Origin of the sequence: Photorhabdus cinerea (assembly GCF_011189575.1) — a bacterium.
Taxonomy (GTDB): Bacteria; Pseudomonadota; Gammaproteobacteria; order Enterobacterales; family Enterobacteriaceae; genus Photorhabdus; species Photorhabdus cinerea.
The window spans coordinates 77,945-103,904 of sequence record NZ_PUJW01000012.1; the positions used below are offsets into that span (position 1 = coordinate 77,945).

A 25,960-nucleotide genomic window follows, 5' to 3' on the forward strand; every position below is an offset into this window, starting at 1 on the left:
ATGACAAAACCTGAGCCAATCAAGATTTACTCTAACAGCGTTATCAATTTAAAGTGACAATACGCGTCTATATAAGTCTTATCCGGTTTAATATAATTAATACCTTTTATATTGATCCGGCTTAGATATTTTCCATTATCTGCACGCAAAGCTATCACATTATCTTCGACATCTTCTACAGTAAACTTAGAATAAACATCAATACTCGATTTTGCAGCTTCAATATAGCTACCGCTAGGTCGAAGAATCCGACTCAAATAGAGCCCATTATCTGCCCGAAGCGCCATCGTATGAGCATCAAATAGTTCCACGATATACCGGGAAGAAGCACCAATAGTATATCTACCAGCCTGAATGTAATGAATTTTCCCCTGACTGAATCTACTCAAATAGAGTCCATTATCTGCTTGCAATGCGATAGTATGATCGGGCAATGCCATGACAGCCTCCTGTTTAAATATACCCTTCATCTTTCAAGCTGCTGCTTTGTTGGCTGCGTTCACTTGCCGCCGCGCTGCAATTTGAAATCTATTGGGTATATATTTAATTTATTAAGTTAATTAATTATAAAATATCATTTAAACACCATATCAACTTTCTATTCCTGTGAAAATAAAATGCCTTTATTGAATATATACCATTATTGTTAAACAACAAGATATATTTCACCTTTATTCTGAATATTAGAACAAATTATAATTTAATTCATACTGTTATTTATAAAACAACAAGAGATAATTACCATATTTAAATTAAAAATATAAGATATTATAAGAAAAGTGAAAAATAATTTAATTTGATTAATTATAATGTTATCAATAACACTAAAAACACATTATTAATTATTCATAAGAAATAATTACTCTTTTTATCTGATGTATTAAAATAGTGGTCAGATTTATCTGACCAATAATAAATTATGCAATCAAGAATCACTATTTAACCATTCATAGTTTTATTACCTTAAAATTGCAATGTATATCTACATCATCTCTATCCGGTTTAATATAGCTGAAAATACCGCCTGTATTAATCCGACTAAGATATTTACCATTATCTGCACGCAAAGTTATCACATTATTATCGATACATTCTACTGTAAAAACGGAATAAACATCAATATTCGATTTCACAGCAGCAATATAATCACCACCAACCAGAGAAAACCGACTTAAATAGAGGCCATTATTTGCACGAAGCACTATTTTATTAGCGTCAATCTGTGTTACAAAATATTTTGAGTAAATATCAATAGTAGATTTATTCGCTTCAATAAAATCAATGCTACCTCCCCCTCCCCGATCAATTCGACTTAAAAAAAGCCCATTATCTGCTTGTAATGCAATAGTACCAATTAATAATCCCATAATATTATCCTGTTAATATACATTTAATTAGATTAGTTATATAACACCGTATTAATACTCTGTTTTTACTATTTCCGTGAATATAAAACCTCTTCATTGAATATATACAATCAGTATTATCTTTAAATAACAAAATATATTTTATCTTTGTTTGAAGTAACATGGTTATTTAAAGTTAAATTATGAGATTTATTTATTGAATACCTAAGTTTAATTCTCATGCATAAATAGAAATAACAACACACCATGAATGTATCTAAAAATATTGTTTATGGCATTATAAAAAACACCAAAAACCCAATCATAATAATTTATTTTAGAATAAAAATTGTCATTATTATTGATGTATTAAATTGTCAATAAAATTATTTTAAAAACAAAAAAGTGGCCAGTTTCATCTGACCACTACAAAAATAATGCCCGTAAAGATCAATCTTTATTCAATTAGCGTTGTCACTTTAAAATGACAATATATGTCTAAATTAACCTTATCCGGTTTAATGTAATCAACACCGTTTAGAGTGATCCGACTCAGGTATTTTCCGTTATCTGCACGCAGAGCTATCACATTACATCCGACATCCACTACTGTAAACGTAGAATAAACGTCAATACTTGATTTCGCAGCCTCAATATAATCACCACCAGATCGAGTGATCCGACTCAAATATAGCCCACTATCCGCAAGAAGCGCTATCGTATTTGGGCTAAGCTGTATTAATTTATATCTTGAGTAAATATCAATACCAGATTTAGCAGCTTCAATGTAATTAATCCCACTCCGAGTTATTCTACTCAAATAGAGATTATTATCCGCCCGCAATGCAATAGTAATATTGGGTAACCCCATAATATCCTCCTGTTAAAATACATATTAAATTATTAATTTAATCACATGATGTTAATTATAAAAAATCATTCAAATATCAACTTTCACATATCCGTAAAAATACCCCCCTTGCTAAACATAGACAATTAGTATTAATGGAAAATATATCTTTATATTTATCTTACAGCTTCAATAACAATAAGTACAGATATTCTCTCTCTGCTAATAACTTTTCAATCTTAAATTTAGAATAATGATCAACAGTTAATAAGAATAACCATTAAAATATAATTAATAATTTTAATAACTATCCTGAATTAACTAGTTCAAATAACTGATTATTTATTTTATATATTAAACTGATAATAACATTATTTTAAAAATACCACTTTAGAATATCATTAAACTTTCATAGTATTATATCATCAAATCAATTAATACTCCTTCTCTAAGTTATCACTCCACAACCCAATTCTGGATAACAGAATCAATTAAAATATCTAACCAATTAATCCTTAAGATAAATGAAAGAAAAAGCAGCCAATTCTTGTCTTAGATCAATATACTAATAACCAAATCCAACAAAATACCCCTTCATATCAAATTTCCCTCACTGACAATTTGCTATACTTAATCCCATACAAAGAAGTAACAAATAGCTATCCTTAATCGTTAAGGCACGGATTTTATTCACAGAATCACGCCATATAAGAAACAATAACCACAACATTCAGGAATAGTGATAACCCTTTTAATGACTAACTAAATTTCACTTAAACAATGGAGAAGCACAGTGCAAATCTTTAATGCCGATCTCGCTATTATCGGAGCCGGAGGCGCGGGTCTACGTGCCGCAATTGCCGCTGCTGAAGCTAATCCTCAAATGAAGATTGCTCTGATCTCAAAAGTTTACCCAATGCGTAGCCACACTGTAGCAGCAGAAGGTGGATCAGCGGCAGTCACTCAACCCCACGACTCCTACAACTTCCATTTCAATGACACCGTATCCGGTGGTGACTGGCTGTGTGAACAAGATGTTGTTGAATACTTCGTCGAGCATTGCCCGACAGAAATGATCCAGCTGGAACAATGGGGATGTCCGTGGAGCCGTAAAGAAGATGGTTCTGTCAACGTGCGTCGCTTCGGTGGCATGAAGATAGAACGCACCTGGTTTGCGGCGGATAAAACTGGCTTCCATATGCTGCATACCCTATTCCAGACCTCGCTTAAATACCCACAAATCCAGCGTTTTGATGAACATTTTGTCCTCGACATCCTGATAGATGAAGGACAAGTTCGTGGCTTAGTTGCACTAAATATGATGGAAGGCACCAAAATTCAAATCCGGGCCAATGCCGTTATTATGGCAACCGGTGGGGCTGGTCGCGTATACCGTTACAATACTAACGGCGGTATCGTGACTGGTGATGGTATAGGCATGGCATTCCGTCATGGCGTACCACTACGTGATATGGAATTTGTTCAGTACCATCCAACTGGCCTGCCAGGTTCCGGTATCCTGATGACAGAAGGTTGCCGTGGTGAAGGCGGGATTCTGGTCAATAGGGATGGTTACCGCTACCTACAAGATTATGGCCTCGGCCCTGAAACTCCACTGGGCAAACCTGAAAACAAATATATGGAACTAGGCCCTCGCGACAAAGTTTCCCAGGCTTTTTGGCATGAATGGCGTGCCGGTCGTACAATTTCGACTCAACGTGGCGATGTGGTTTATTTGGATCTACGCCATCTAGGTGAGAAGAAATTACTTGAACGCCTGCCCTTTATTTGTGAACTGGCAAAAGCATATGTTGGCGTTGATCCGGTTAAAGAACCCATTCCGGTTCGCCCTACCGCACACTACACCATGGGCGGCATCGAAACTGACCAGAAGTGTGAAACCCGCATTAAAGGATTGTTTGCTGTTGGTGAATGTTCTTCTGTTGGTCTGCATGGTGCAAACCGCCTTGGCTCCAACTCTCTAGCTGAACTGGTGGTCTTTGGCCGTTTGGCTGGTGAAGAAGCGGTTAAACACGCTCAACAGGCAACACCTGCTAACGATCGTGCACTAGATACCCAAGCACATGATGTAATAGCACGTCTTAACAATCTGCTGAAACAAAAAGGTACTGAAAGTTGGTCTAAGATCCGCGATGAAATGGGTCTTTCTATGGAAGAAGGCTGCGGTATCTACCGTACCCCTGAATTAATGCAGAAAACTGTTGATAAAATTGCCGAACTAAAAGATCGCTTTAAACGCGTTCGGATCACGGATAACACCAATGTGTTCAACACTGATCTACTGTACACCATTGAGCTTGGTTTTGGTCTGGATGTAGCTGAATGTATGATTCATTCTGCGATCAACCGAAAAGAATCCCGTGGTGCACATCAACGTCTGGATGAAGGTTGTACCGAACGTGATGATGAAAACTTCCTAAAACATACGCTGGCTTTCTATAAGCCTGAAAGCACACCTAACCTAAAATATAGTGACATAAAAATTACCAAATCTACTCCGGCAAAACGTGTGTACGGCGGTGAAGCCGCAGCACAAGAGAAAGAGCATAAGGAGCAGGCGAATGGCTGATATGAAAACCCTGAGAATGGAGGTCATGCGCTATAACCCGGAAAGTGACCATGAACCCCATTTTATAACCTATGAAGTTCCTTACGATGAGCAAACCTCCCTGCTTGATGCATTAGGCTACATTAAAGACAATCTGGCTCCCGACCTCTCTTACCGCTGGTCCTGCCGTATGGCTATCTGTGGCTCTTGCGGCATGATGGTTGAGCGTGTGCCAAAATTGGCCTGTAAAACCTTCCTGCGTGATTATCCACAGGGCATGAAAATTGAAGCATTGGCTAACTTCCCTATTGAGCGTGATTTGGTCGTTGATATGACTCACTTCATTGAAAGCCTGGAAGCTATCAAGCCATACATCATCGGAAACGACCGTAAACCGTCTGAAGGTCCGAATATTCAAACTCCAGCACAGATGGAGAAATACCATCAGTTTTCCGGCTGTATCAACTGCGGCTTGTGCTATGCCGCTTGCCCTCAATTTGGTTTGAATCCTGAATTTATCGGCCCAGCCGCGATCACTCTGGCTCATCGTTACAATCTTGACAATCGTGACCACGGTAAGAAAGAACGTATGCCACAACTTAACGGCCAAAATGGCGTATGGAGCTGTACTTTCGTTGGCTATTGTTCTGAAGTCTGCCCGAAACATGTCGATCCTGCTGCCGCAATTCAACAAGGCAAGATCGAAAGTGCTAAAGACTTCATGATCGCCATGCTGAAACCACAGTAAGGGGAGAAATATTACAATGACAACCAAACGTAAACCCTATGTTCGCAGCATGACCCCCAACTGGTGGCAAAAGCTGGGATTTTACCGCTTCTATATTCTACGTGAGAGTACCGCTGTTACTACAGTATGGTTCAGTATCTTGCTGATATACGGTGTATTTGCCCTGAAAGGTGGCACACAGAGCTGGGATGGATTTGTCGCGTTCCTGCAAAATCCCGTGATCCTACTGATTAACATCATTACCCTGCTAGGCGCTCTGCTACATACCAAAACCTGGTTTGAGCTGGCACCAAAAGCAGCTAACGTAGTGATAAAAGGTGAAAAGATGGGACCTGAACCAGTGATCAAGCTACTGTGGACTGTCACCATTATCATCACCGCTATCATCTTAGGCATAGCCTTACTTTAATCTCAGGGAGGATCTGATGAATCAAATACCTAAACGTTCCGATGAACCGATTTTCTGGGGATTATTTGGTGCTGGCGGTATGTGGGGCGCAATGGTAGCCCCAGCCATTATTTTACTGATAGCAATCATTTTACCATTAGGAGTGGCACCAGAAGCATTAAGCTATGAGCGAATCCTGATCTTCTGCCAGAGCTTCATTGGCCGTGCTTTCTTATTGCTGATGATCATTCTGCCGCTATGGTGTGGTTCACATCGTATCCACCACGGTATGCATGACTTGAAAATTCATGTGCCTGCAAGTAAATGGGTTTTCTACGGCATGGCCGCGATTCTGAGTGTCGTTGCTATCATTGGCGTTTTCACGCTGTAATCGAACTGTAACGAGCTTAAGTTGTGATGGCTCTCGCCATGATCGATGTTGTCGAAAACTAGCCCTCACACCTTTTTCACGCTGGAAAATACCTTTAAAGGCCGACCAATCCGGCCTTTAACTTATCAGAGCTATATCTTTACTTTAACCAACTTTCATATATGAACAACACATAACCACAGTATCCCCATAGGCACGGGGAACACTTTACTCTCATTACTTAACTCTTTTCTATTATCGGTTTATCCCCGCAAACACGGGGAACTTTTTTCTCTACCATCATCATAAAACCTGAATCAGGTTGATCCTCGTAGGCCCCAGGAATGTTAGCACCATATAAGGTTACCCTTCCAGATAACGATCCCCCCAAAGGCCGCAAGGAACGCATTACTATAAACAAGAATAGCTCTGTTTTTAGCGGTTTATCCCCGTAAGTACGGGGAACACGGTATATCTCGGCTGAATCAAACGCTAACTGTTCGGTTTATCCCCGCAAGTACAGGGAACTTTTTTCTAAACCGAGAATACATCAGTATCAGTTCGGTTCATCCCCGCATACGAGAAACGTTTACGAGTTACCTTTAGCCTAAACATCCAAAGTAGCTTGTCTTCGTAGGTTCAAGGAACGCAGATTGCCACTCGTTATATCCCTGTTGCTGTCCGGTTTATCCCAATAGAGACTGGGAACATAGGGAAAACAAATCAGAGGTGTCATTTTCGTACGGTTTATCCCCGTAGGTATACAGTTACAGGGAACATTTCCTTAGCTTGATGCTATTCAGAGCACTACTGGGTTCATCCCCGTAGAGACGGGGAACATTTAGTGAGCTTAATAAAGCATCACTCTTGACGCGGTTCATCCCCGTAATGACGGGAAACACCTCAAAAAAATGATTTATCCATTTTAAATACTCTGGTTTATCCCCGCAAACACAAGGAACACTCAAATTCTCTCATTGATGAGATTTATCGAGTTTGGTTCATCCCCGTAGGTACAAGGAACACTCATTAACGTTATCTCTCATCATTAATTATAGCGGTTTATCCCATTGAACACAGGGAACATATTCCTTCTGATCCAGACGTACACAGAGGTTTCTGTTCATCCCCACAGGCGTGAGGAACAGGGTAATTATTTTACCTATATTTTTTAGAATAGCGACTAATTCCCACTCTATCAAGGAAATCGCAATATTAATGCTTTAGTTAACAATATCGCTTTTTACCACGCGTTTGAATCATAAATGTGCCCTTTGTTAAGCAACAACCTAATAATTTTTACGGACACGAACACTTTAACATCAATACACTTATCCCAACGAAGATTATTGAATTACGATTTTCAACAAAAATGCCATCATACAGCCCTGATTAACATTAATCCGCATCCCATAGCCTTAGCCCGACCAAAACCTTTTACATACTGGGCCAAATACAAATCACTATTAGTAATGGTCAGAAGACCTTGAAAATCGACACTGGAAAATTGTATTTTCTGCCCTTTCTTTTTTACGCTTCGATGCTGGGTATAACCCTCAATATCCAGTAAATCATCAAACCTGATACCCCATTGCTGCATACGACGATTATTCAAGAGCCAATTACGGGCAGCATCTTCCATCATAACCTTTATTTTTTTCTGTTCAGTTTCCCCCCGCTGTTTTGCCTGAAACTTAGCATGCATCAGGACGTCATGACGCCGACGTTTTCCAAAAGGATCGATAGTACAGACCGTCGGATTGACACGTAATTTGAAAGCTAAACGTTGTCCCTCTTTTAAGAGTGGATAAAATGCTTTTGTTTGAACATCGAATAATGGTGATTCAATTTGCGGTGAAGTTTTAGACAAAACATAAAACACAGGTAATCCTATCATTCCAATTTCTTCCCGAAATAAGAAATGACGTTTTTCGTCTGCTGAAAATAATTTCCATAACAATTGATGAGAAGTATAAACGCCATTTCCACCAAGTTTTTCCAATATATTTGCTGTCTGGCTTGATTGTCGGAGCATAATTTTAGATAGATACATCAACACCCTCCTCAACAGAAAATTGATACATAATACGTTGCCTGAATTGCCAACGTCCTCGGTTAATCGGTTCATCCCAAGGATAGTTTATTAAGGTATTTGTAGAGATCATTTCATCTTTATTTCCTTCCCAAAAATAAGTAACAAAACCATCTGCTCGTAACCATGATTTATCTTCTTTATCAGAATGAGTCAGCGATGGAAAAGGCGTATCCAATGCACCTTTTAATGTCGATGATTCAATCAATTTAGGGCAAAGAGGTAAAGCTGGCGGGCAAGATTTACGTCCAAGATACAAAACAAATACAGGTTTAAGTAAAGCATCCCGCAGTTGTTCAAGAGTAAAAGAAGCATGCCCAGTTAGTGTAATAGCAACTATCCAAATACCATCACAACGATAATCACGATTCGATAATATGGTATTAAGTTTATCAGCACTTAATTCACTTTTACGGCTCTGATGAACGACGTTATTATCGTGCGTCGGGACTTGCGTCGTATGGTAATCACGTATTAAAGAACCAGGAATAGTTTGTTTAATTGCTATCAATACACTTTTTTGTAATTTTAATAATTCAGATTCATTATCTCGTCGAATACCTAACGCTGCCCCCAATAACCCTAAAATTGCAGAACGACCAGGATATAATCCCGTTGGTCTTTCCCCCCCAACCGCTGGCTGGCCCCAACTTGCCATAGGACCATATAAGCGAAAGACTAAATACGCTTTCATTCTGCCCTCCCACTACCGAGCCACAAATTCAAGCAGTTCAGTCAAACGCCCTTCTCCGGTGAATGTGTTGAATTTATATCGCTTATCAGCACAATCACCATAAACCTTATCAATATTTTGCATTTGATTTTCTAATGCATTAATTGCAGATGGGCCTTGGTTACTGTCATTTATCGGTTTTAAAAATGCGACAGATAAAGAACGAGGTTGTTGTTCACCTTTTTCAGCGAGAGCAAAACTAGCATAAGCACGAGAAGCAAAACTATTTTGTTTACCCGTTGGCGATATTTTTACAGCGGCTTCTGTCAATGCTTTAATCGCTTTATTAGCAAGCACTTCATCACCGCCCAAACTCTCTATCAATTGCGTTTTATTAATACAAATGTAGCTGTAAAACAGCGCAGCCGCAAAACCCGACTCCCCAATATGGGCTGAACCCGTATCTACCTTACCATCATTTAAATCATCCACCGCCGTAAAATAATCATCTTCAACGACAACACTATGTACACTAATAGCATGAGCAACCTGGCAGGCGGCTTCAACGTTAAATGCAGGACTTGAAGCTAACATTCGACCAAACAAAGCAATATCTACAGCAGTTTGCTCAGCTTTTAACAAATTAAGCTCCTCGGATGTCGGCGCTCGGTCTTCTTCTGCCAACACTGCAATCAGCGACATGACAGACCGCTGCTCTGCCGGGCTGATATGTGCCAACTGTTCAATTTCTAAAGCATCTTTTTTAGTTTTTCCAAAAACACCAGCAATACTTGAAGCCAATGCCTTAGCTGATTTTTCTTTCACTCCAGCACTGAGCAAAGCTTCAAATACCTTAATACCAAAACGTTTTGTGCGAATGCCAATATTCTCTGATAACGCTTGCTCAAATAATTCAGAAGTACGCCAGTGGCGTTTCAAACTTTGAGAACTCACACGTAAACGTTCAAAACCACCCATTTTGGCTGTTTTAGGACGACCTAAATCATCGCGGTTAAGGTTAGATGGCGCATAGGAAGTCAACAGGTGTAATTGAATAAACTGACTCATAATAATTATCCTAAAATTAACTAATGAAGATCTGATAAATCAATCAATTTGCCACTTGCAGCACGGTAATAATCCACAACCCACTTCACATTAATACGCTTATCGTCCTCACAGGGTTGTAATTGTCCATATTCAGCAAACCATTCCTCAATATCCTGAGCCAGGGCCAGAACAGAAATATTGCCTTTTACTTGTTGTAAAATTCGACGTAATCGGTGCAATAATTCGTTCGGTGTTTTGGCACTTTGTAGTTGTGAAAATCTCAATTCACTGACGACCGATCTATTCCCGCCTCCTTTCCTACCCGCTGCCACCGCGAATTTAATGTTACTGTTACTTTTAACATAAACTAATGCCACCGCTATCGTCGCCCAATATTCTATTTTTACCGGATTGTTAGATAAGCTAATTTCATCAGGTAAGCTGAGCCATAAATCCCGAAAACTTTCGGTTAACATGGCCATTTCAACATTTTCACAACGTTTTAGTTGCGCTTTATAAGTAGAAGGCGCAGGAGAAATACCTTTCTCTTTTAATTGTTCTGGCGACAAAAACATACTTTGCCACCAACGCAATAATATGGTTTCAATTTTACTGTCCATTACACTTCCTGTTTACCAGATTGAATATGGTTATTGGAAATAAATATTTTGATCTCTTGTAAAGCATATTGCCCATACAATCCCATTATTAACTGCTGACGCGCTTTGATGCGTTTCGCCATTGAACGCTCATTGCCAAACTCAGATAATGCAATATGTTCATCAAATAAATCTCTACAAAGATGGCTCAATGTATTGAGCCAATGTTTGGCTTGCTCCGGAGTAAGAATAGGCTCATTCTGTTTTGCATTATCGATAAGTTGATGAATAACTGAAAAGAATAAAGACTCACTGCGTTGCCAGAAAATAAGGTCAATAAAAGAAATGTCACCTTTTACATCAACAGGTTTTTCAAACCAAGCCGCTTTTATCTGGTTTCGGCATAGCCAAATCACATTGGTTGCCAGCTTCTGTAGATCTTTGACTTGATTGAGAATCTGTTCCTGATGTTCAGGTAAGACAAAAAACACTGGCACAGTGACAGAATACCAACAACGTGCTTTCATATTATCCATGTCGTAGCCAAATACCCACAAACGAGGCATTACACTTTGCAATTCAGCAAAATCACGACATAAAGCATAAAAATGACTGACTACAGGCGCACAACGTTGCCCTTTGTCACTATTACTAAAAACCAAAACATCCCAGATTTTGTATGTCACTCCTCCTGGCTGGCCTTTAATAGATAAATGTTCTGAGGTTTTTTTGGGGTCCCATTTATAAGGCGTTAACGGATGTTCCCAATTACCGGAATAATTACCACCATAGTTTTGTGTACGATATTCAGAAACAGTGAATGTAGAGCACTTACCTGAAATTTTACAAACCTGCTTATTTTTCTCCACCACAAGACGTATACGCCTCGGCATCGCCCAATACATATGTAAGGGATGAACATCCGCAGAATAAATTTCCGTCCCTTGCTCAACACTCGCTTTTGTTGGTGCTAACCAAGGAAAAACCTGGGCACTGGTTAAATCAGGTTCTGAATAATGCCATTCGCTGCGATTAATGACGTTTAGCCACAATTTTTGCCATAATGTTGCATCAGTTTGTTGTGGTAATACTAACGTGGTTAATGGCCCTCCTCCCCGTAGCCCGACCCGATGTCCCACACCACCTGACGGCGCATTAATTTGTAAGGTAAAAAGTGCTAAAGCGGCCATTTCAAGAGACATAACATCACCGATGCCTCGTTTAACAAAATGATCAGTATTAAGCTTTAATCCATTGGCTCCCGGTGCTTCAATTAACAGCCCAGCTACAGTGGTCGATTTTATTTTTTGCAGCGGATCAAAATCCTGCATAAAAAGAGGCCCTGTACCAGTAATATTGAAAGCATGTACGACTTTATTAAAAGCTTGTTGTAATGTTTTCTTATCAGGTGATGTTTGATACAGGGCATACCATTGATATTTATCTTCAGGCGCAAAAACAGTTTGCAATAAACCAATAGCAAATTGGTAAGCTGCTCCTTGAAAATCAGCTCGCGGTAAAGCAAAGTCCACAACATCATGATCACATATCGCATTCATGGGCAGTACTTTTTCACTACCATCACGTAAGCGGAAAGGCAACCACAGGTCCTGAACCAAGTTCATAACACCTCCTGCTGTTATTTTTCACAAAAGCCTATTGTTGAAGAATAAGTAAAATTCGGATCTTTTTCTGGCAACCAAGGTTGCAAATATTTAATTTGATGGTACCGCTGTTGCAATCTATTGAGAGCCGGAATTAATTTAGTCGGAATTGGGGCTAATTTATCCGCATATTTATTTTTAGATAATTTAACCGTACTTAATGGCACTGAAAACTCAGCAGAATTTACCCATGGCACGAGTTGTCCTGAATCGGTCTCTTTAAGTAATAACACCTCAACAGTTTCAATATCACAGTAGCGCGTATTAATACCTGAATCATCTTCATACCAACTATCAGCACTTCGATCACAGTAACCATATAACTGCCATTGCAACCAATAAGATTTAGCTTTAGCTGCCTGACTTCGTTCTTTGCCAATTATTGCATCTTCTCGATGTCTTAACGCTTCAGGTACTTGCTCATCATCATAACCATAAACTGCTTCAATTAATTGACGAGCATCCATAGGCATACGTATTGCACCTAATTTTCTCAACACTCGCATGCCTAACCACAAACGTGCAGGAGATCGATAAACATATTGTGTGTTACGGAAATTATGGCTTAACCAATCTGATTCAGGATTCTCCTTCCAATCAGGAGCATGAACAAATAGTACTGGAGCAGGGCGTGAGTCTTTAATGCTATGTTGATAAATACCATCACTATCACGAGTATGGCGATGTAAACGTCCAACTCGCTGAATCAGATCATCTATAGGACAAATATCTGAAATCATTACATCAGCATCGGTATCTAAACTTTCCTGAAATACTCGCGTAGCAATTAACGCCTTACCCCGGCGCATCTCACCATCACTATTTTTACCAAAAATCGTCAGCACACGACTTTCAATTTCTTTTCGATGTTGCAGTACAAATCGGCTATGAAATAATAAGCAACGCTCAGGTTCAGTAAGCAAATTTCGCAACGCCTGATAAGCTTCAATCGCATCGTCTACTGTATTTCGAATCCAAACTACGCATTGCCCTTGTACAATAGCGGCCAATACTTTTTCAACACAACTTCCAAAGCTATTTAAGAATTCGACCTTAACTTCCCGATTAACATCTTTTCGACTCGATAACGGTTGTTCAATAATGGGTGATACAGGATTTAAATCTATTTTTGTTGCTAGCGGGAAATCAATTTTTTGCAGTAATTGAGAATTCAGTCCGCCGGTATTCAGCCAAATATCCGCTAAACGTTGACGCTGTTTAAGGGTCAGTGTTGCTGTTAATAAAATAGCCGAGCCACCTTGATAAATATGCAACGCTAATAAATTTTCCAGTAAATTAAACATAAATTCATCCGCTGCATGGACCTCATCAACGATTAATACCTTGTGATTAAGCCCGAGCAATCTCAATGATTGATGACGCCTTGGTAATACAGCCAATAACGCTTGATCAATGGTCCCGATCCCAACAGGCGCTAACAATGCTTTTTTACGTGAATCTGCTAACCATTGACTGCACAGCACTGAAGCCGTGATATCTGTTTTACCCTCGTTTCTATCTATATATTCTGAGACCAAGGCAGCTGCACAAAATTGCTCATTCATCTTCCATGTACCATGAGCCAAAACAATATCTGGCTTGCTACCCTCTTCTGTTGATAGCATTTGTTGATAATGTTCAGCCATCCGGCTAAACATCGCATCGGATGTCGCCATACTAGGCAGACCGAAATAAAAACCATCGGCGGCTTTTGCTTGCATCAAACGATGTGTGAGCGCTAATGCCGCTTCTGTCTTTCCTGCCCCAGATACATCTTCCAAAATAAATAATTGAGGAGAATTATCTATTGGTATTGATTCAGCCCATTGTTGCAATGGCGTTGCGGCAAATCCGTAATATTCCTGAATGGAAATAAATGGTTTTACTATTGGCGCTTTACCTAATTCTGTCGCCATGACAGCTTTTTTTGCCACTGTTTGAGCATATTGCCAGTAATTCGTTAATGACATAGGTTCAGATTGATATTTAAAATAGTGATTATCAGAGCCAATCCAATCCGCCAATACTGTAATACCGGCAAACTGCCAACTCACTTGTTCTAATCGCCGCCGCCATTCTTTGGATCGTAGTTTTTCAATAGGAAACTTAGGTTGTAATAATTCAATTAAATGGTGGGCAAAAAGTGTGACAGCATCGAAATTATGAGGTTCAGTAAAACGTTTAATCGTTTTATAGTCTGTTTTATCAATTGGCCGACCATGATGTCCTAACACACAATCCATGAACACCATTAAGGTATCAAGCATTTCTTGCTGCTCTCCTTGCTCAATACCTTCAATATTAACCAGTCTCTCAAGTAACTTCGTTTTGATATTTTCCCAAAAATACAATCCCAGACGAGCATGGCTAAAATAACGGCCATTATATTTCTTCAAGCAATAGGGTTGGAACAGACCTACTGCTTGATGGGAAAACAATCTTTGAAAAGCAGACGCAAATTTACCAATATCGTGCAAAGCCAATACAAAAGAGATGATGCTTTGTAATTGCTTCGTAGATAATGCCAAAAAATTAGCAAGATCTTTGGTCAACGATCTTTCTAAAGAAAGTAGCTGTATTCCTACAGCCGCCACATCTAAACAATGATAAGGAAGTAGATGATAATCTGCATTATTAGCCTCTGGCTCACTCTTCGACTTACCCCAGTATTGAAAATAAATTGGTATTTCCATCTAAAACCCTTCATTTAAACACTTTTTCCACATACTTTTAGAACATAATGCGAAAATTTAGATCAAAAAAATACTACTTTCTGTTTTTTTAGGATAATTCTGTATAAAAACACCTTACCTAAACAGATTAAATTTCCGCCTGACTCCTTCAAGCATCAGTCAGAATTAGAATGACATCGTATTGCAGTGAAACCACTTGACAGGACAACCTACCCATAATTACGCATTTGATAAATAAAGAAAATCTTATGAAAGTTCTGTACCATTTCATCAAGAGTTCACTTGGGTTGATTACCCTATCCATACGATGTCAGGTCAATATCAGATGAAAGTACTGATGGGTGTTTAGCTCTGTCAATATACAAATAGATTTATGAATCACATTTCCAGTCATTGATCGTATAAATTTAAATCCTGGGGCAAAAACATAGTGAAGGAGTTAATTAATCAATTTACCTGAATCAGCTGCATGATTAACATCAACACGCCTGGCAACCACACAACCATTTAATCGAGTGAATACAAAGACTATCGGTGTTTTTCCTTCCATTGTTTAAATTGAGCCGGTCGAAGCCCATACCTCGCCAAAACACCTTCATGCAATCGCCGTAATTCCTCAATAACCAATGCCTTTAACGTATCACGTTCAGATGGACTTAATTCATTGGAAATTAAATTATCTATAACCTCAAGCGAATCCATTTCCGGTGTGACAACAACCTGATAAACAACCTGCTTAATCGTATTTCTATATTGTAACCTTAACGGGTCTGGTTCAGTAATTTCCTGCCTAAGAGCCAGATATTCTTGAGTAGAACGCTCGTAAGCCCATAAATAGAGATCTCGTAACAATTCAACTCTGGTCATTTCATAAATACCAAGCATTGCGCGGCTATATGCTTCTTCCGGTACATCCAGAAAAGTCAACGGACATAGATTTGAACGCAGCAACGGCAAGTTAGCCGCCAGGCGGGAAGTTCGTTTATTGATATCTGCAAAAGGTTGTAAATACGGCAAGTGGACCATGATAAAAAACGATTGCTCAAACGGATCTGAGATAACTTGTGCTTTCGCAAGCAACGAATCTAAAACTTCACTAATATAGACCTCTCCCGATAACGGCCTGAAAACACTTTTTCCTATTTCAACCTGATGCTGACGGATACGTCCTTCATCTATAGGATTAAGCAATAAATTTTCAGATAATGCACTATGCAAATTGAGAATGGTATATCGGTTAAAATCAGCTTCCACTATCCCATCAACGAGTAATTCAATAGCGGATTTATGATTTAGGATCATTTGAGTTTCAATCGCGTCTTTTCCTACCGCAATTTTGCCATACTCAATTAATTCGATCGTATCCAATCGACTATAGGTATTCCCTTCCAAACGACTTGAAGCCCATGATAAATCAATGAGTAAACGATCCAGAATAGCTCTACCATAAGTTCCCGCTGGTTGTGAAGTTTGTTTTGTCCCTCCTATTCTCCAAAGCTGATTACGAATTGGAACTGACAAGTAATGAGTCACATTGGGTTCATACGATTCCAGAAACTCTCGTTGATAACCAACGGGTACCCTGGCCTTCATAGGTTGATCTACATAACCGAGAACATCCTTACTATCTTCAGACAATGGGATATAACTTGGGAAATTGCCGGATCTTTCGATTACCTGCTTTGATGTTTCTTTTGCAGAAACAACATAGCGACGATTTCGTCCTTCGCCCAAAGCGTGTATTTTTCCATCTTCAACAAGCTGTCCCAGCCAACGTTGGACAGTTCGTCTGGGAACAGAGGGATGCTCTGCTAATAGATCCGAAACAGACATAGGTTGTGATGCAACACGCAACGTCTCGTAAATATTGGTCATTGAGTTCATAGAAAAGAGATTCCTGTGAGAATATGGCGCGCTATTATGGCACAAAAGTGGCGCAATTCAGATAATCGCGCCACTTTTGTGCCATCAGTATGGCGCGATTTAAAATCATCTCGCTATTCCAAATAGATAGAGTCCTTTTTTATCCCCATATTGTTAATACTCTCGTAGGCTGGTACATATTCATTGAATACATTTAAGGATATTTATCTAAACTCACAGTAAAGAAAAACAAAGAAACTTTTAATGAAATAAAAAAATTTTTTATCATTATTTGATCTATTTGTTGAGCCAAATAATATGATATCGAATATACAATAGCTTTAAATGATAAATAAAAACCAATCTAATCAACGTATCCCCACCCATTATTTATTGGTAACGGAACGTAATTACCTGTAACATACAAAAATGATAATGATTTGCATTTACATTGATGGGGCGGCATAAAAATGACCGTTAATGTTTTGGACACTCAACAGATCCAGTGGATGTACATCCACAATCATGATTGGCTATTTCGCTGGCTTAAGCATCGTCTTAACTGCGATGAAACCGCTGCCGACCTGGCTCAAGATACTTTTGTTAAATTACTTCGCTCGCCTTTACCACAGCAACTAAACGAACCCCGTGCCTATATCGTCACTATCGCTAAGGGGCTGATGATTAATTGGTATCGCCGCCGCTCACTTGAACAGTCGTATCTGGATTTACTCGTCAGCCTGCCTGAGCAGCTTATTCCTGCACCAGAGCAAAAATTGATTATCCTCGAAACACTTCAGGAAATTGACATCATGCTTAGCCAGCTCTCCATACCCGTTCAAACTGTCTTTTTGCTTTCCCAGATAGAGGGAATGAAGTATGAAGATATCGCAAATCACATGAATATTTCGTTATCTACGGTAAAGCGTTATATGAAACAAGGTTTCTATCAGTGTCTGATAGCAATGTCATAAGGGATTAATATGACTTCCACGGATACATCTCATTCATCAAGCACATCTTCTAAAACAATTTTGGCGGAAGCCGCAGAATGGTTGACCATTCTAAATGATAGTCATGTCAGCGAAGCTGACCGGAACGCTTGCGCTGCCTGGTGTACACAAAGTCCGGAACATGCTCAAGCCTGGGAGCGAGCACAATGTCTGTTAACGCGGTTACATCATCTGCCACCTCATATCGCCTCACCTCTGTTAAACAGTAAACAGACCCTTTCCCGCCGAGAAGCTATCAGCAAGCTCGCTCTGATGTTGTTAATACCGGCTGGGGTATCACTCTTCTGGCAATCTGATCAATTTAAGCTCCTCACTGGCGATTATCACACCATGACAGGACAAATACAGCGCTGGTCATTACCCGAAGGCGGTCAACTGACGTTAAATACACAAAGCGCAACAGATGTTGATTATGACAATACTCAGCGGCTTGTTCGTTTAAAGCTGGGAGAAATTTATATTGAAACTCATAAAGATAGCCACCAGCCAGTACGCCCATTTAAAGTACAAACTAAACAAGGTTCTATTGTGGCACTGGGTACGAAATTCAGCGTCCGCCAACAAGCCTCTCATACTCAGGTGGAAATTGTGGAAGGGGCAGTCCGCATCACGCCAGATAATGGATCATCACAAATACTATATGCCGGAGAAGCAACACATTTCACTCAATTTTCGGTTGCTCCACAATATCCACGTTCACCCACATCTCTAAGCTGGTTACAGGGCATGATAATGGCAGATAACTTGCCGCTGGCAACGGTAGTTACTGAATTGAATCGCTATCGTTCCGGTGTGATCCGCTGTGATGATGCAGTAGCTAATCTGCATGTCTCCGGTGCTTTTCCTATACAGGATACAGATTTAGCAATACAGATGCTCTTACAGACCTATCCTCTCTCAATGCGCAGCCTGACTCGCTATTGGGTTACTCTCTCTTTACCCAATCGATAAAAATAATTATTTTTGCTGACACTTTTTTCAATCTCATACGGCATAGAGATAAAAGAAGCTTAAAAAGCTGTGGAGAAATTATCTATGCCATATCATGTTAACTGTCCGGGTTCACAACCACGTTGGCAGAAAAAGTCTTTAGCCCTCTTGTTGCTTCCGTTGATGCTACTATCAGCACCCCTGTACGCAACCACACCAACAGATCCCCTTTATCCTGTCAACATTCCGGCTGGTTCATTAGGCAATTCTTTATCTCGTTTTGCTGCTCAAACCGGTACAGCGCTCTCCTTCGATCCGAATTTAACCAACGGGCTAACCGCACCTTCATTGAATGGCAGTTTTACCGCTCATCAAGGTTTAGTACAACTGCTCACCGGCTGTCATTTACGCCTGTCCCAGCGTGCCGATGGCAGTTACACGCTGGTAAAAATGGCAGAGAATATAACCAACAATGGTGTCATAGTACTAAACCCTCTTACGGTAGCAGGCAATCGCGGGTACACGGGAAATGAACCATTGCGTTTCGACAGCACCACCATCAAAGGTAAAGATATCGAAAAATTTGGCGTGATCCATCCCGTTGATATTTTTAAGACAACACCTGGAGTATTATCCGGCGAAGCACGCAGTTCAGGCAGCCTGGATGTGAATATTCGGGGCCTGCAAGGACAAGGGCGAGTCTTAACGACTGTTGATGGTGCATCTAACCAGACCGCGTTATACCGTGGTTATCAAGGTGTCTCCAACCGTTCCTTTATTGATCCCGATTTCATTGGCCGGGTTGATATCAGCAAAGGCCCGACAGGAAAAGGCGGTATGGGAGCTATTGGGGGTGTCGTGGAGATAAAAACCATCGAAGCCAGTGATATCCTGCTTGATGGACAAAAAGTCGGGCTTCGTCTGAAAGGCAGTCTGCTGAGCAACCATTCTAATCCTGACGATTATCAGCGCAATGACTGGCCTTCCCCAGCAAAAACTTCTTTTTTTGATGCCAAGAATAGAACCGGGAGTATCGTTTTCGCCGTGGCCGAACCTTCCTATGAATTGCTATTTGGTGCCGCTCAGCGCAAACGTGGCAATTACCATTCTGGCAAACACGGACCGGGCGCCAAGGAACGTGGGATGCCAGGCTATCTGTGTGAAAGCGATCCACAAGATTGCCACATTCCACAATTCAGTGAACAGATGGCAGGTTATTCACTGTATGCAATGGGAGATGCCGTACCCAATACTTCTGAAGATAGCCAATCGTTACTGGGTAAAGGAAAAATCCGTTTTGGTGATGGTCATGAAATCTCCGCTATCGTGAGTCATTACCAAAATCTCTATGGAGAATCTTATGTTGCAGATATGGCAAACCTCAGCCAAACATTCATGATTTTGGAACAGGGGCCACTGACACGCCTCAACATGAACAGACACAGTCTCAATTACAAATGGGAACCGGCATCAAATCCCTGGATTAATTTGGATATAGGTGTGTGGCAAACACGGGTTAACGACCGTCCCCGGACCTCAAATAATACTCTCGGTGATAAAAAATTCATGCGTACAATAGGGATGAATCTGAATAACACCTCATTATTTGAACTTTCAAATCAAGATATTGAGTTGAATTACGGCGCCAGTTTTATTCGTGAACGTACTGGCCCAAGCGAAGGAAAGTGGCAATACACAGTTAACCGTGAAGGGCAGCGTAGGGAAGATCATCTTTTCCTGAATGGAAACTATTCTCCTATTGCACGATTAACTTTAATGGGTGGATGGGAGTACAAATCCTATCGAGTCGAAGATTACAGCCCGGCTCATTCTGGTAACTCTTGGTTACCGCAACTCACCTCAGGCAAGGTAAATAATAAGCGAGATCATGCCCACGGTTATTGGATCGGCGCTAAATTTGAGCTTAATCATGCAACAGCACTGCACGCCAAATATGCCTATGCACCACGTTTTCCATCGATGGTTGAAGGTATTCGTGGTTACATGATGAATGTTGATGACCATATAAAACCTGAAATCTCAAAAAATATAGAAATCGGGCTGACATCACGCTTCCCGAATGTCATTGCTCAAAATGATAGCTTCGATATCAAAATGTCCTACTTTGATAACCGGGTGAAGGACTATATCAACCGGTCATGGATGGATGATTACTGGAGTATGTACATCAGTAATATTAAGGCAGCGAAATTTGCAGGATTAGAATTAGCAAGTGTTTATCACAGCGATCACTTTGACGCGCGTTTATCCATGAATTACTACACGAACGTCAGATTCTGTACAGAAAATGAAGGCTGTGTGGCACGTAGCCTCCCGTCAGATTATGCCACCAACCATATTCCCCCTAAATACGCCGTATCACTCGATCTGACACAGCGATTTTTAAACGACCAAATCTCTCTCAATGCAAGAGTCTCCCATTATGGTCAAAGATCGGTGCCAGCAGGAAAACCGGGCCGTGGTTCAGCTACCCTGCTAGCACCTATTATTTGGCGACCAGCAACCGTGGCTGATATTTCTCTGACTGCCCGTGTGAATAAGCATGTAGAGTTTGAGTTTGGTGTGGATAACGTCTTTGATAAATATTATATCCAGCCTCTCAGCCTGGGCTATATACCATCACCGGGAAGAACATTTCGTGCAGGTATCACAACTTACTTTTAAATCGATTAGTTAAGTAAAAGGCATATCACTGAGTTGATATGCCACTTTCCGACAGCACTTCATTCATCCTCGCAAATAAGAAAACATGCTAAAAGTGGGTAATTGTTTTTAATAAATAGTTAGCCCAATTTCCGTTTTCTATTTTAAGCTTTTATAATTTAATTCCTGAAAAAGTGATCTCATTCTTCAATCTTTAAGCCATATGTCTTAAATTTTTCAAGCACAATCGCTATTTCCTCTTGACTCAGAACAGGGACTGGATTTTGGATCGCCAGGGTTTGTAAATACAGATGAGCGAGTACTTCAACTTCATGCGCGAGCCACAATGCTTTTTGTAGATTAGCCTCACAAGCAATCATCCCATGGTGCTGTAATAAAATGGCTTTTCTATTTTTAAATCCATCAAACACATAGTCGGAGAGTTGTTTGGTGCCAAATGTTGCATAAGGTACACAGGGAATAGAGTCTCCTCCCGCCGCTGCAATCATATAATGAATAGCCGGGATCGATTTATTTAATATAGAAACCGCGACGCAATGAATTGCATGATTATGGATAACTGCATTTGCATCGGGTCTGGCATAATAGACCGCCTGATGAAAACGCCATTCACTAGAGGGGATCTTATGATCCTCATGCTGACCATTTTCATCTACATAGACAATATGTGCTTCAGTCAATTGTTCATAAGGTATCCCTGTTGGGGTAATTAACATTCCATTTTTATAACGGACACTGACGTTACCGGCAGTGCCTTGATTCAACCCGAGTCGGGTCATTTCTAAGCATGTATCAATAACTTCACGAGATAATGTATTTCTTTCCATTATTATTTACCTTATCTAAATTCTAAAGATGAAATCCACTCTTTATTTTTTGTAGCGCTTTGTTGTTTTCAAATAAACATTTGAGTTAATTTTTGTGATTAAGCTCAAATGTTTTTACCACTTTTTTTGTTTTGAAAATATCTGTATTTATTTTTTTATTCCGTATTTTTCATTTCTCACTCAAACAGTCATTTATTAGCTTTATTGACCGTTTTTTTATAAAAAAAATCATACGGTCATGTTTATGATCAGATTAAATAAAAAGAAAAGATAAACGAGCATATGTAATAGGTTTATTTCAGTGATTAAGTTCACAGTTTAGCAGCATTAATAAATAAATGTGACTTAGATCATTTTCTCATCTCATAGATGACTAAAAATACTACTACTTCTGGAAGACTTACAATATCAGCTGTAATATAGAGGGTAATATGGATAACATATCGATACAATCAAATATAGCTAGAGATAAGAAAAAAAACAGAGGTTATTTAATTCCTTTTGCTATTTTGTGTTCTCTCTTTTTTTTATGGGCGGTGGCAAATAATTTAAACGATATATTACTACCTCAGTTTCAAAAAGCTTTTACCTTAACAAATTTCCAGGCGGGATTAATCCAATCGGCATTTTATTTTGGTTATTTTATTATTCCTGTTCCTGCGGGCATATTAATGAAGAAGTTAAGTTACAAAGCGGGGATAATGACTGGATTATTGTTTTATATTGCGGGTGCTGCTCTTTTTTGGCCTGCGGCAGAAGCGATGAATTATACACTATTCCTATTTGGGCTTTTTATTATTGCCGCTGGGTTAGGCTGCTTAGAAACAGCGGCTAACCCTTTCGTCACCGTCTTAGGACCTGAAGAAACGGGGCATTTTCGAATTAATCTGGCACAAACGTTTAATTCATTTGGGGCAATTATCGCCGTTATTTTTGGCCAAGGCTTGATTTTATCTCACGTTCCCCATTTACCCCAAGAAACACTTGATAAAATGACCGTCAAGCAGCTTGATGCCTATAACCACAGCCTCGTTTTGGCGGTACAGTCCCCTTACATGATTATCGTTGCCGTCGTTTTAGTCATTGCTTTCTTAGTTTTATTTACCAAATTTCCGGTAATACAAAGTGATGCACATGACAATAACAGCTCATTCTTTGAGTCTTTGGGACGTATCATCAAAATCAAGCACTGGCGCTGGGCTGTATTGGCCCAATTTTGCTATATCGGGGCACAAACAGCTTGCTGGAGTTACCTTATACGTTATGCCATTGATGAAATTCCGGGTATGACTCCAGGGTACGCCGCCAATTACCTGACAGCAACAATGGTATTTTTCTTTATTGGTCGATCAAGTGGTACTTGGTTAATTAAGCGGTTCGCTCCAGAAAAAGTACTGGCTTGTTATGCCTCGATATCCATGATCCTTTGCATTATTTCTGCGTTCGCAGGGGGATACGTCGGCTTAATTGCATTGACCATTTGTAGCCTGTTTATGTCTATTCAATATCCAACTATCTTCTCATTAGGCATTAAAGGATTAGGTCAAGATACCAAATATGGCTCTTCATTGATTGTAATGACAATTGTTGGCGGTGGCATCGTGACGCCTATTATGGGATTTGTCAGTGATGCTGTAGGCCACGTTCCAACTGCTGAGCTCGTCCCCGTCCTCTGTTTTGCTGTGATCTTGATTTTCGCAAAATTCCGCGCAAATACGGTGACCAGTAATTCGTTTAATTAAAGAGGCAAATAACAACTTTATTTAGATGAGGAAATAACATGAAAAAGCATATAAATTTACCCAAGATTGGTATTCGCCCAGTTATTGATGGCCGTCGTATGGGGGTGCGTGAATCACTCGAAGAGCAAACCATGAATATGGCAAAAGCGACAGCTAATTTATTGACTAAACATATTTGCCATGTTTGTGGTACCCCTGTTGAATGCGTTATTGCAGATTCGTGTATTTCCGGTCTTGCTGAATCTGCAATTTGTGATGAAAAATTCAGCACATTAAATGTTGGTCTGACAATCACTGTCACACCGTGTTGGTGTTATGGCAGTGAAACATTAGATATGGACCCAGCAAGACCTAAAGCTATTTGGGGTTTTAATGGGACTGAACGTCCAGGTGCAGTCTACCTCGCAGCAGCTTTAGCCGCTTACGCGCAAAAAGGTATCCCCGCTTTTTCTATATACGGACATGAAGTTCAAGATGCGGATGACACTCGTATTCCTGATGATGTCAAAGAAAAATTGCTACGATTTGCACGTGCTGGATTGGCAGTTGCCAGTATGAAAGGCAAAACTTACCTTGCTGTTGGTGGCGTATCAATGGGGATTGCTGGCTCAATTGTTGATCATAACTTTTTTGAATCTTGGCTTGGTATGAAAGTCCAATCAGTTGATATGACTGAATTACGCCGTCGTATTGATAAGCAAATATACGATGAAGAGGAACTTAAGCTCGCTTTATCTTGGGCAGATAAATATTTTCAATATGGTGAAGATACGAATGCCGAACAATATCGCCGTTCACCAGAAAGTCGTCGTCAAATTCTGCGCGAAAGTTTACTCATGGCTATCTGTATTCGTGACATGATGCAGGGAAATCCAAAACTGAAAGTAAAAGGGTATAGAGAAGAAGCACTCGGCTACAACGCCATTGTCGCAGGTTTCCAGGGACAACGTCATTGGACAGACCAATATCCTAATGGTGATACAGCAGAAGCGATTTTAAATAGTTCATTCGATTGGAACGGTATCCGCCAGCCATTTACGATTGCAACAGAAAACGACAGTCTAAATGGCGTTGCGATGCTATTTGGTCATATGTTAACAGGTACAGCACAGATTTTTGCTGATGTCCGAACTTTCTGGTCTCCAGAATCTGTTGAACGTGTCACGGGCCAAAAACTTACGGGACAGGCGGAAAATGGGGTGATCCATCTCATTAATTCAGGCTCTGCAACGTTAGATGGGACCTGTTGTCAAAAAGACGATCAAGGTCACCCTACGATGAAACCTCACTGGGAAATTACCGACGAGGAAGTAAATGCCTGTCTGGCTGCAACACGATGGTATCCGGCAATCCATGAATATTTCAGAGGTGGTGGATTCTCCTCTAAATTCTTAACGAAAGGAGGTATTCCTTTCACCATGAGTCGTATCAATATTATTAAAACCCTTGGCCCCGTCCTACAAATAGCTGAAGGTTGGAGTGCAGAACTGCCGAAAGATATTCATGATGTTCTGGACAAACGGACAAATGAAACCTGGCCAACAACCTGGTTTGTTCCGCGTTTAACCGGCAAAGGTGCCTTTAAGGACGTGTACTCCGTTATGGCAAATTGGGGGGCTAATCACGGTGTACTTTCTATTGGTCATGTTGGCGCAGACTTCATTACATTAGCTGCAATGCTAAGAATCCCAGTTTGTATGCATAACGTGGATGAGAAAGCAATTTATCGTCCTTCTTCATGGCGGGCGCATGGTATGGACCCTGAAGGTTCAGATTACCGAGCCTGCCAAAACTATGGGCCTCTCTATAAGCAATAATCGCTGCCGGCGGTACAAATTGTGCCGCCGCTATCATGACA

The 25,960-nt window shown here is 40.1% G+C and carries 20 protein-coding genes; 9 read left to right on the top strand and 11 right to left on the bottom strand.

All coding sequences use genetic code 11. The features are described 5' to 3' along the window. Nucleotides 1-26: 26 nt before the first annotated feature. From C5469_RS13140 to C5469_RS13150, 3 genes are all read right to left on the bottom strand, one after another. Nucleotides 27-440 carry a fascin domain-containing protein gene (locus C5469_RS13140; RefSeq protein ID WP_166307322.1) on the bottom strand — a complete coding sequence of 138 codons (414 nt, stop codon included), beginning with the start codon at nt 438-440 and terminating at the stop codon, nt 27-29. Between the two features lie 507 nt (nt 441-947). Then, nucleotides 948-1,367 carry a fascin domain-containing protein gene (locus C5469_RS13145; RefSeq protein ID WP_166307325.1) on the bottom strand — a complete coding sequence of 140 codons (420 nt, stop codon included), beginning with the start codon at nt 1,365-1,367 and terminating at the stop codon, nt 948-950. A gap of 436 nt (nt 1,368-1,803) precedes the next feature. Beyond that, the gene (locus tag C5469_RS13150; RefSeq protein ID WP_166307328.1) at nt 1,804-2,217 is read right to left on the bottom strand and encodes a fascin domain-containing protein; all 414 of its coding nucleotides are present in this window, start codon (nt 2,215-2,217) and stop codon (nt 1,804-1,806) included. 772 nt (nt 2,218-2,989) lie between these two features. Here C5469_RS13150 and frdA point away from each other — a divergent pair. From frdA to frdD, 4 genes are read left to right on the top strand one after another with little or no spacing between them, the layout of a single operon-like run. Then, nucleotides 2,990-4,786 carry a fumarate reductase (quinol) flavoprotein subunit gene (gene frdA, locus C5469_RS13155; RefSeq protein WP_166307331.1) on the top strand — a complete coding sequence of 599 codons (1,797 nt, stop codon included), beginning with the start codon at nt 2,990-2,992 and terminating at the stop codon, nt 4,784-4,786. Next, nucleotides 4,779-5,513: a succinate dehydrogenase/fumarate reductase iron-sulfur subunit gene (locus C5469_RS13160; protein ID WP_166307334.1), complete on the top strand. Its 735-nt coding sequence runs from the start codon at nt 4,779-4,781 to the stop codon at nt 5,511-5,513. Before frdA ends, C5469_RS13160 begins: the two co-directional genes overlap by 8 nt. 16 nt (nt 5,514-5,529) lie before the next feature. Further along, the gene (frdC, locus tag C5469_RS13165) at nt 5,530-5,922 is read left to right on the top strand and encodes a fumarate reductase subunit FrdC (protein WP_166307337.1); all 393 of its coding nucleotides are present in this window, start codon (nt 5,530-5,532) and stop codon (nt 5,920-5,922) included. A gap of 16 nt (nt 5,923-5,938) precedes the next feature. Next, nucleotides 5,939-6,292 carry a fumarate reductase subunit FrdD gene (gene frdD, locus C5469_RS13170; RefSeq protein WP_166307340.1) on the top strand — a complete coding sequence of 118 codons (354 nt, stop codon included), beginning with the start codon at nt 5,939-5,941 and terminating at the stop codon, nt 6,290-6,292. A 1,357-nt stretch (nt 6,293-7,649) separates the two neighbouring features. Here frdD and cas6e read toward each other — a convergent pair. The 7 genes from cas6e to C5469_RS13205 form a co-directional block, all read right to left on the bottom strand. Next, nucleotides 7,650-8,324 carry a type I-E CRISPR-associated protein Cas6/Cse3/CasE gene (cas6e, locus tag C5469_RS13175; RefSeq protein ID WP_166307343.1) on the bottom strand — a complete coding sequence of 225 codons (675 nt, stop codon included), beginning with the start codon at nt 8,322-8,324 and terminating at the stop codon, nt 7,650-7,652. Further along, nucleotides 8,311-9,057, bottom strand: coding sequence for a type I-E CRISPR-associated protein Cas5/CasD (gene cas5e / locus C5469_RS13180; RefSeq protein ID WP_166307346.1), 747 nt, complete (start codon nt 9,055-9,057; stop codon nt 8,311-8,313). Before cas5e ends, cas6e begins: the two co-directional genes overlap by 14 nt. A 12-nt stretch (nt 9,058-9,069) precedes the next feature. After that, the gene (cas7e, locus tag C5469_RS13185) at nt 9,070-10,104 is read right to left on the bottom strand and encodes a type I-E CRISPR-associated protein Cas7/Cse4/CasC (protein WP_166307349.1); all 1,035 of its coding nucleotides are present in this window, start codon (nt 10,102-10,104) and stop codon (nt 9,070-9,072) included. Between the two features lie 20 nt (nt 10,105-10,124). Continuing rightward, nucleotides 10,125-10,706 carry a type I-E CRISPR-associated protein Cse2/CasB gene (gene casB, locus C5469_RS13190; protein ID WP_166307352.1) on the bottom strand — a complete coding sequence of 194 codons (582 nt, stop codon included), beginning with the start codon at nt 10,704-10,706 and terminating at the stop codon, nt 10,125-10,127. Continuing rightward, on the bottom strand, nt 10,706-12,310 hold the full coding sequence (casA, locus tag C5469_RS13195; RefSeq protein WP_166307355.1) for a type I-E CRISPR-associated protein Cse1/CasA: 1,605 nt from the start codon (nt 12,308-12,310) through the stop codon (nt 10,706-10,708). Before casA ends, casB begins: the two co-directional genes overlap by 1 nt. 14 nt (nt 12,311-12,324) lie before the next feature. Beyond that, entirely contained in the window at nt 12,325-15,042 is a 2,718-nt protein-coding gene (cas3, locus tag C5469_RS13200; protein ID WP_166307358.1) for a CRISPR-associated helicase Cas3', read from the bottom strand. A gap of 528 nt (nt 15,043-15,570) precedes the next feature. After that, nucleotides 15,571-16,926 (bottom strand): Fic family protein, encoded by a 1,356-nt coding sequence (locus tag C5469_RS13205; protein ID WP_166307360.1) that lies wholly within the window; start codon nt 16,924-16,926, stop codon nt 15,571-15,573. Between the two features lie 449 nt (nt 16,927-17,375). On the opposite strand from C5469_RS13205, the gene C5469_RS13210 reads away from it, so the two are divergent. From C5469_RS13210 to C5469_RS13220, 3 genes are all read left to right on the top strand, one after another. Further along, on the top strand, nt 17,376-17,879 hold the full coding sequence (locus C5469_RS13210; protein WP_166307363.1) for a sigma-70 family RNA polymerase sigma factor: 504 nt from the start codon (nt 17,376-17,378) through the stop codon (nt 17,877-17,879). Between the two features lie 9 nt (nt 17,880-17,888). Continuing rightward, nucleotides 17,889-18,869: a FecR domain-containing protein gene (locus C5469_RS13215; protein WP_166307366.1), complete on the top strand. Its 981-nt coding sequence runs from the start codon at nt 17,889-17,891 to the stop codon at nt 18,867-18,869. Nucleotides 18,870-18,953: 84 nt separating this feature from the next. Then, the gene (locus C5469_RS13220; protein ID WP_166307369.1) at nt 18,954-21,533 is read left to right on the top strand and encodes a TonB-dependent receptor; all 2,580 of its coding nucleotides are present in this window, start codon (nt 18,954-18,956) and stop codon (nt 21,531-21,533) included. Nucleotides 21,534-21,712: 179 nt separating this feature from the next. Here the strand turns inward: C5469_RS13220 and fucA are convergent, their stop codons facing one another. Beyond that, complete coding sequence (gene fucA / locus C5469_RS13225; RefSeq protein WP_166307372.1) at nt 21,713-22,360, bottom strand: L-fuculose-phosphate aldolase; 648 nt, start codon at nt 22,358-22,360, stop codon at nt 21,713-21,715. 431 nt (nt 22,361-22,791) lie between these two features. On the opposite strand from fucA, the gene fucP reads away from it, so the two are divergent. Together fucP and fucI are read left to right on the top strand one after the other, a co-directional pair. Beyond that, entirely contained in the window at nt 22,792-24,102 is a 1,311-nt protein-coding gene (gene fucP, locus C5469_RS13230; RefSeq protein WP_166307375.1) for an L-fucose:H+ symporter permease, read from the top strand. Nucleotides 24,103-24,140: 38 nt separating this feature from the next. After that, entirely contained in the window at nt 24,141-25,919 is a 1,779-nt protein-coding gene (fucI, locus tag C5469_RS13235) for an L-fucose isomerase (protein WP_166307378.1), read from the top strand. Nucleotides 25,920-25,960 lie beyond the last annotated feature (41 nt).

Excerpts from the sequence above, each read along its gene's own strand:
- fucP (WP_166307375.1), top strand. The coding sequence starts at position 22,792 with ATGGATAACATATCGATACAATCAAATATAGCTAGAGATAAGAAAAAA.
- cas3 (WP_166307358.1), bottom strand. The coding sequence starts at position 15,042 with ATGGAAATACCAATTTATTTTCAATACTGGGGTAAGTCGAAGAGTGAG.
- casA (WP_166307355.1), bottom strand. The coding sequence starts at position 12,310 with ATGAACTTGGTTCAGGACCTGTGGTTGCCTTTCCGCTTACGTGATGGT.
- cas5e (WP_166307346.1), bottom strand. The coding sequence starts at position 9,057 with ATGAAAGCGTATTTAGTCTTTCGCTTATATGGTCCTATGGCAAGTTGG.
- C5469_RS13205 (WP_166307360.1), bottom strand. The coding sequence starts at position 16,926 with ATGAACTCAATGACCAATATTTACGAGACGTTGCGTGTTGCATCACAA.
- fucI (WP_166307378.1), top strand. The coding sequence starts at position 24,141 with ATGAAAAAGCATATAAATTTACCCAAGATTGGTATTCGCCCAGTTATT.
- frdD (WP_166307340.1), top strand. The coding sequence starts at position 5,939 with ATGAATCAAATACCTAAACGTTCCGATGAACCGATTTTCTGGGGATTA.
- C5469_RS13140 (WP_166307322.1), bottom strand. The coding sequence starts at position 440 with ATGGCATTGCCCGATCATACTATCGCATTGCAAGCAGATAATGGACTC.
- C5469_RS13215 (WP_166307366.1), top strand. The coding sequence starts at position 17,889 with ATGACTTCCACGGATACATCTCATTCATCAAGCACATCTTCTAAAACA.
- fucA (WP_166307372.1), bottom strand. The coding sequence starts at position 22,360 with ATGGAAAGAAATACATTATCTCGTGAAGTTATTGATACATGCTTAGAA.
- C5469_RS13160 (WP_166307334.1), top strand. The coding sequence starts at position 4,779 with ATGGCTGATATGAAAACCCTGAGAATGGAGGTCATGCGCTATAACCCG.
- cas6e (WP_166307343.1), bottom strand. The coding sequence starts at position 8,324 with ATGTATCTATCTAAAATTATGCTCCGACAATCAAGCCAGACAGCAAAT.
- C5469_RS13220 (WP_166307369.1), top strand. The coding sequence starts at position 18,954 with ATGCCATATCATGTTAACTGTCCGGGTTCACAACCACGTTGGCAGAAA.
- frdC (WP_166307337.1), top strand. The coding sequence starts at position 5,530 with ATGACAACCAAACGTAAACCCTATGTTCGCAGCATGACCCCCAACTGG.
- C5469_RS13150 (WP_166307328.1), bottom strand. The coding sequence starts at position 2,217 with ATGGGGTTACCCAATATTACTATTGCATTGCGGGCGGATAATAATCTC.
- C5469_RS13210 (WP_166307363.1), top strand. The coding sequence starts at position 17,376 with ATGACCGTTAATGTTTTGGACACTCAACAGATCCAGTGGATGTACATC.
- casB (WP_166307352.1), bottom strand. The coding sequence starts at position 10,706 with ATGGACAGTAAAATTGAAACCATATTATTGCGTTGGTGGCAAAGTATG.
- cas7e (WP_166307349.1), bottom strand. The coding sequence starts at position 10,104 with ATGAGTCAGTTTATTCAATTACACCTGTTGACTTCCTATGCGCCATCT.
- C5469_RS13145 (WP_166307325.1), bottom strand. The coding sequence starts at position 1,367 with ATGGGATTATTAATTGGTACTATTGCATTACAAGCAGATAATGGGCTT.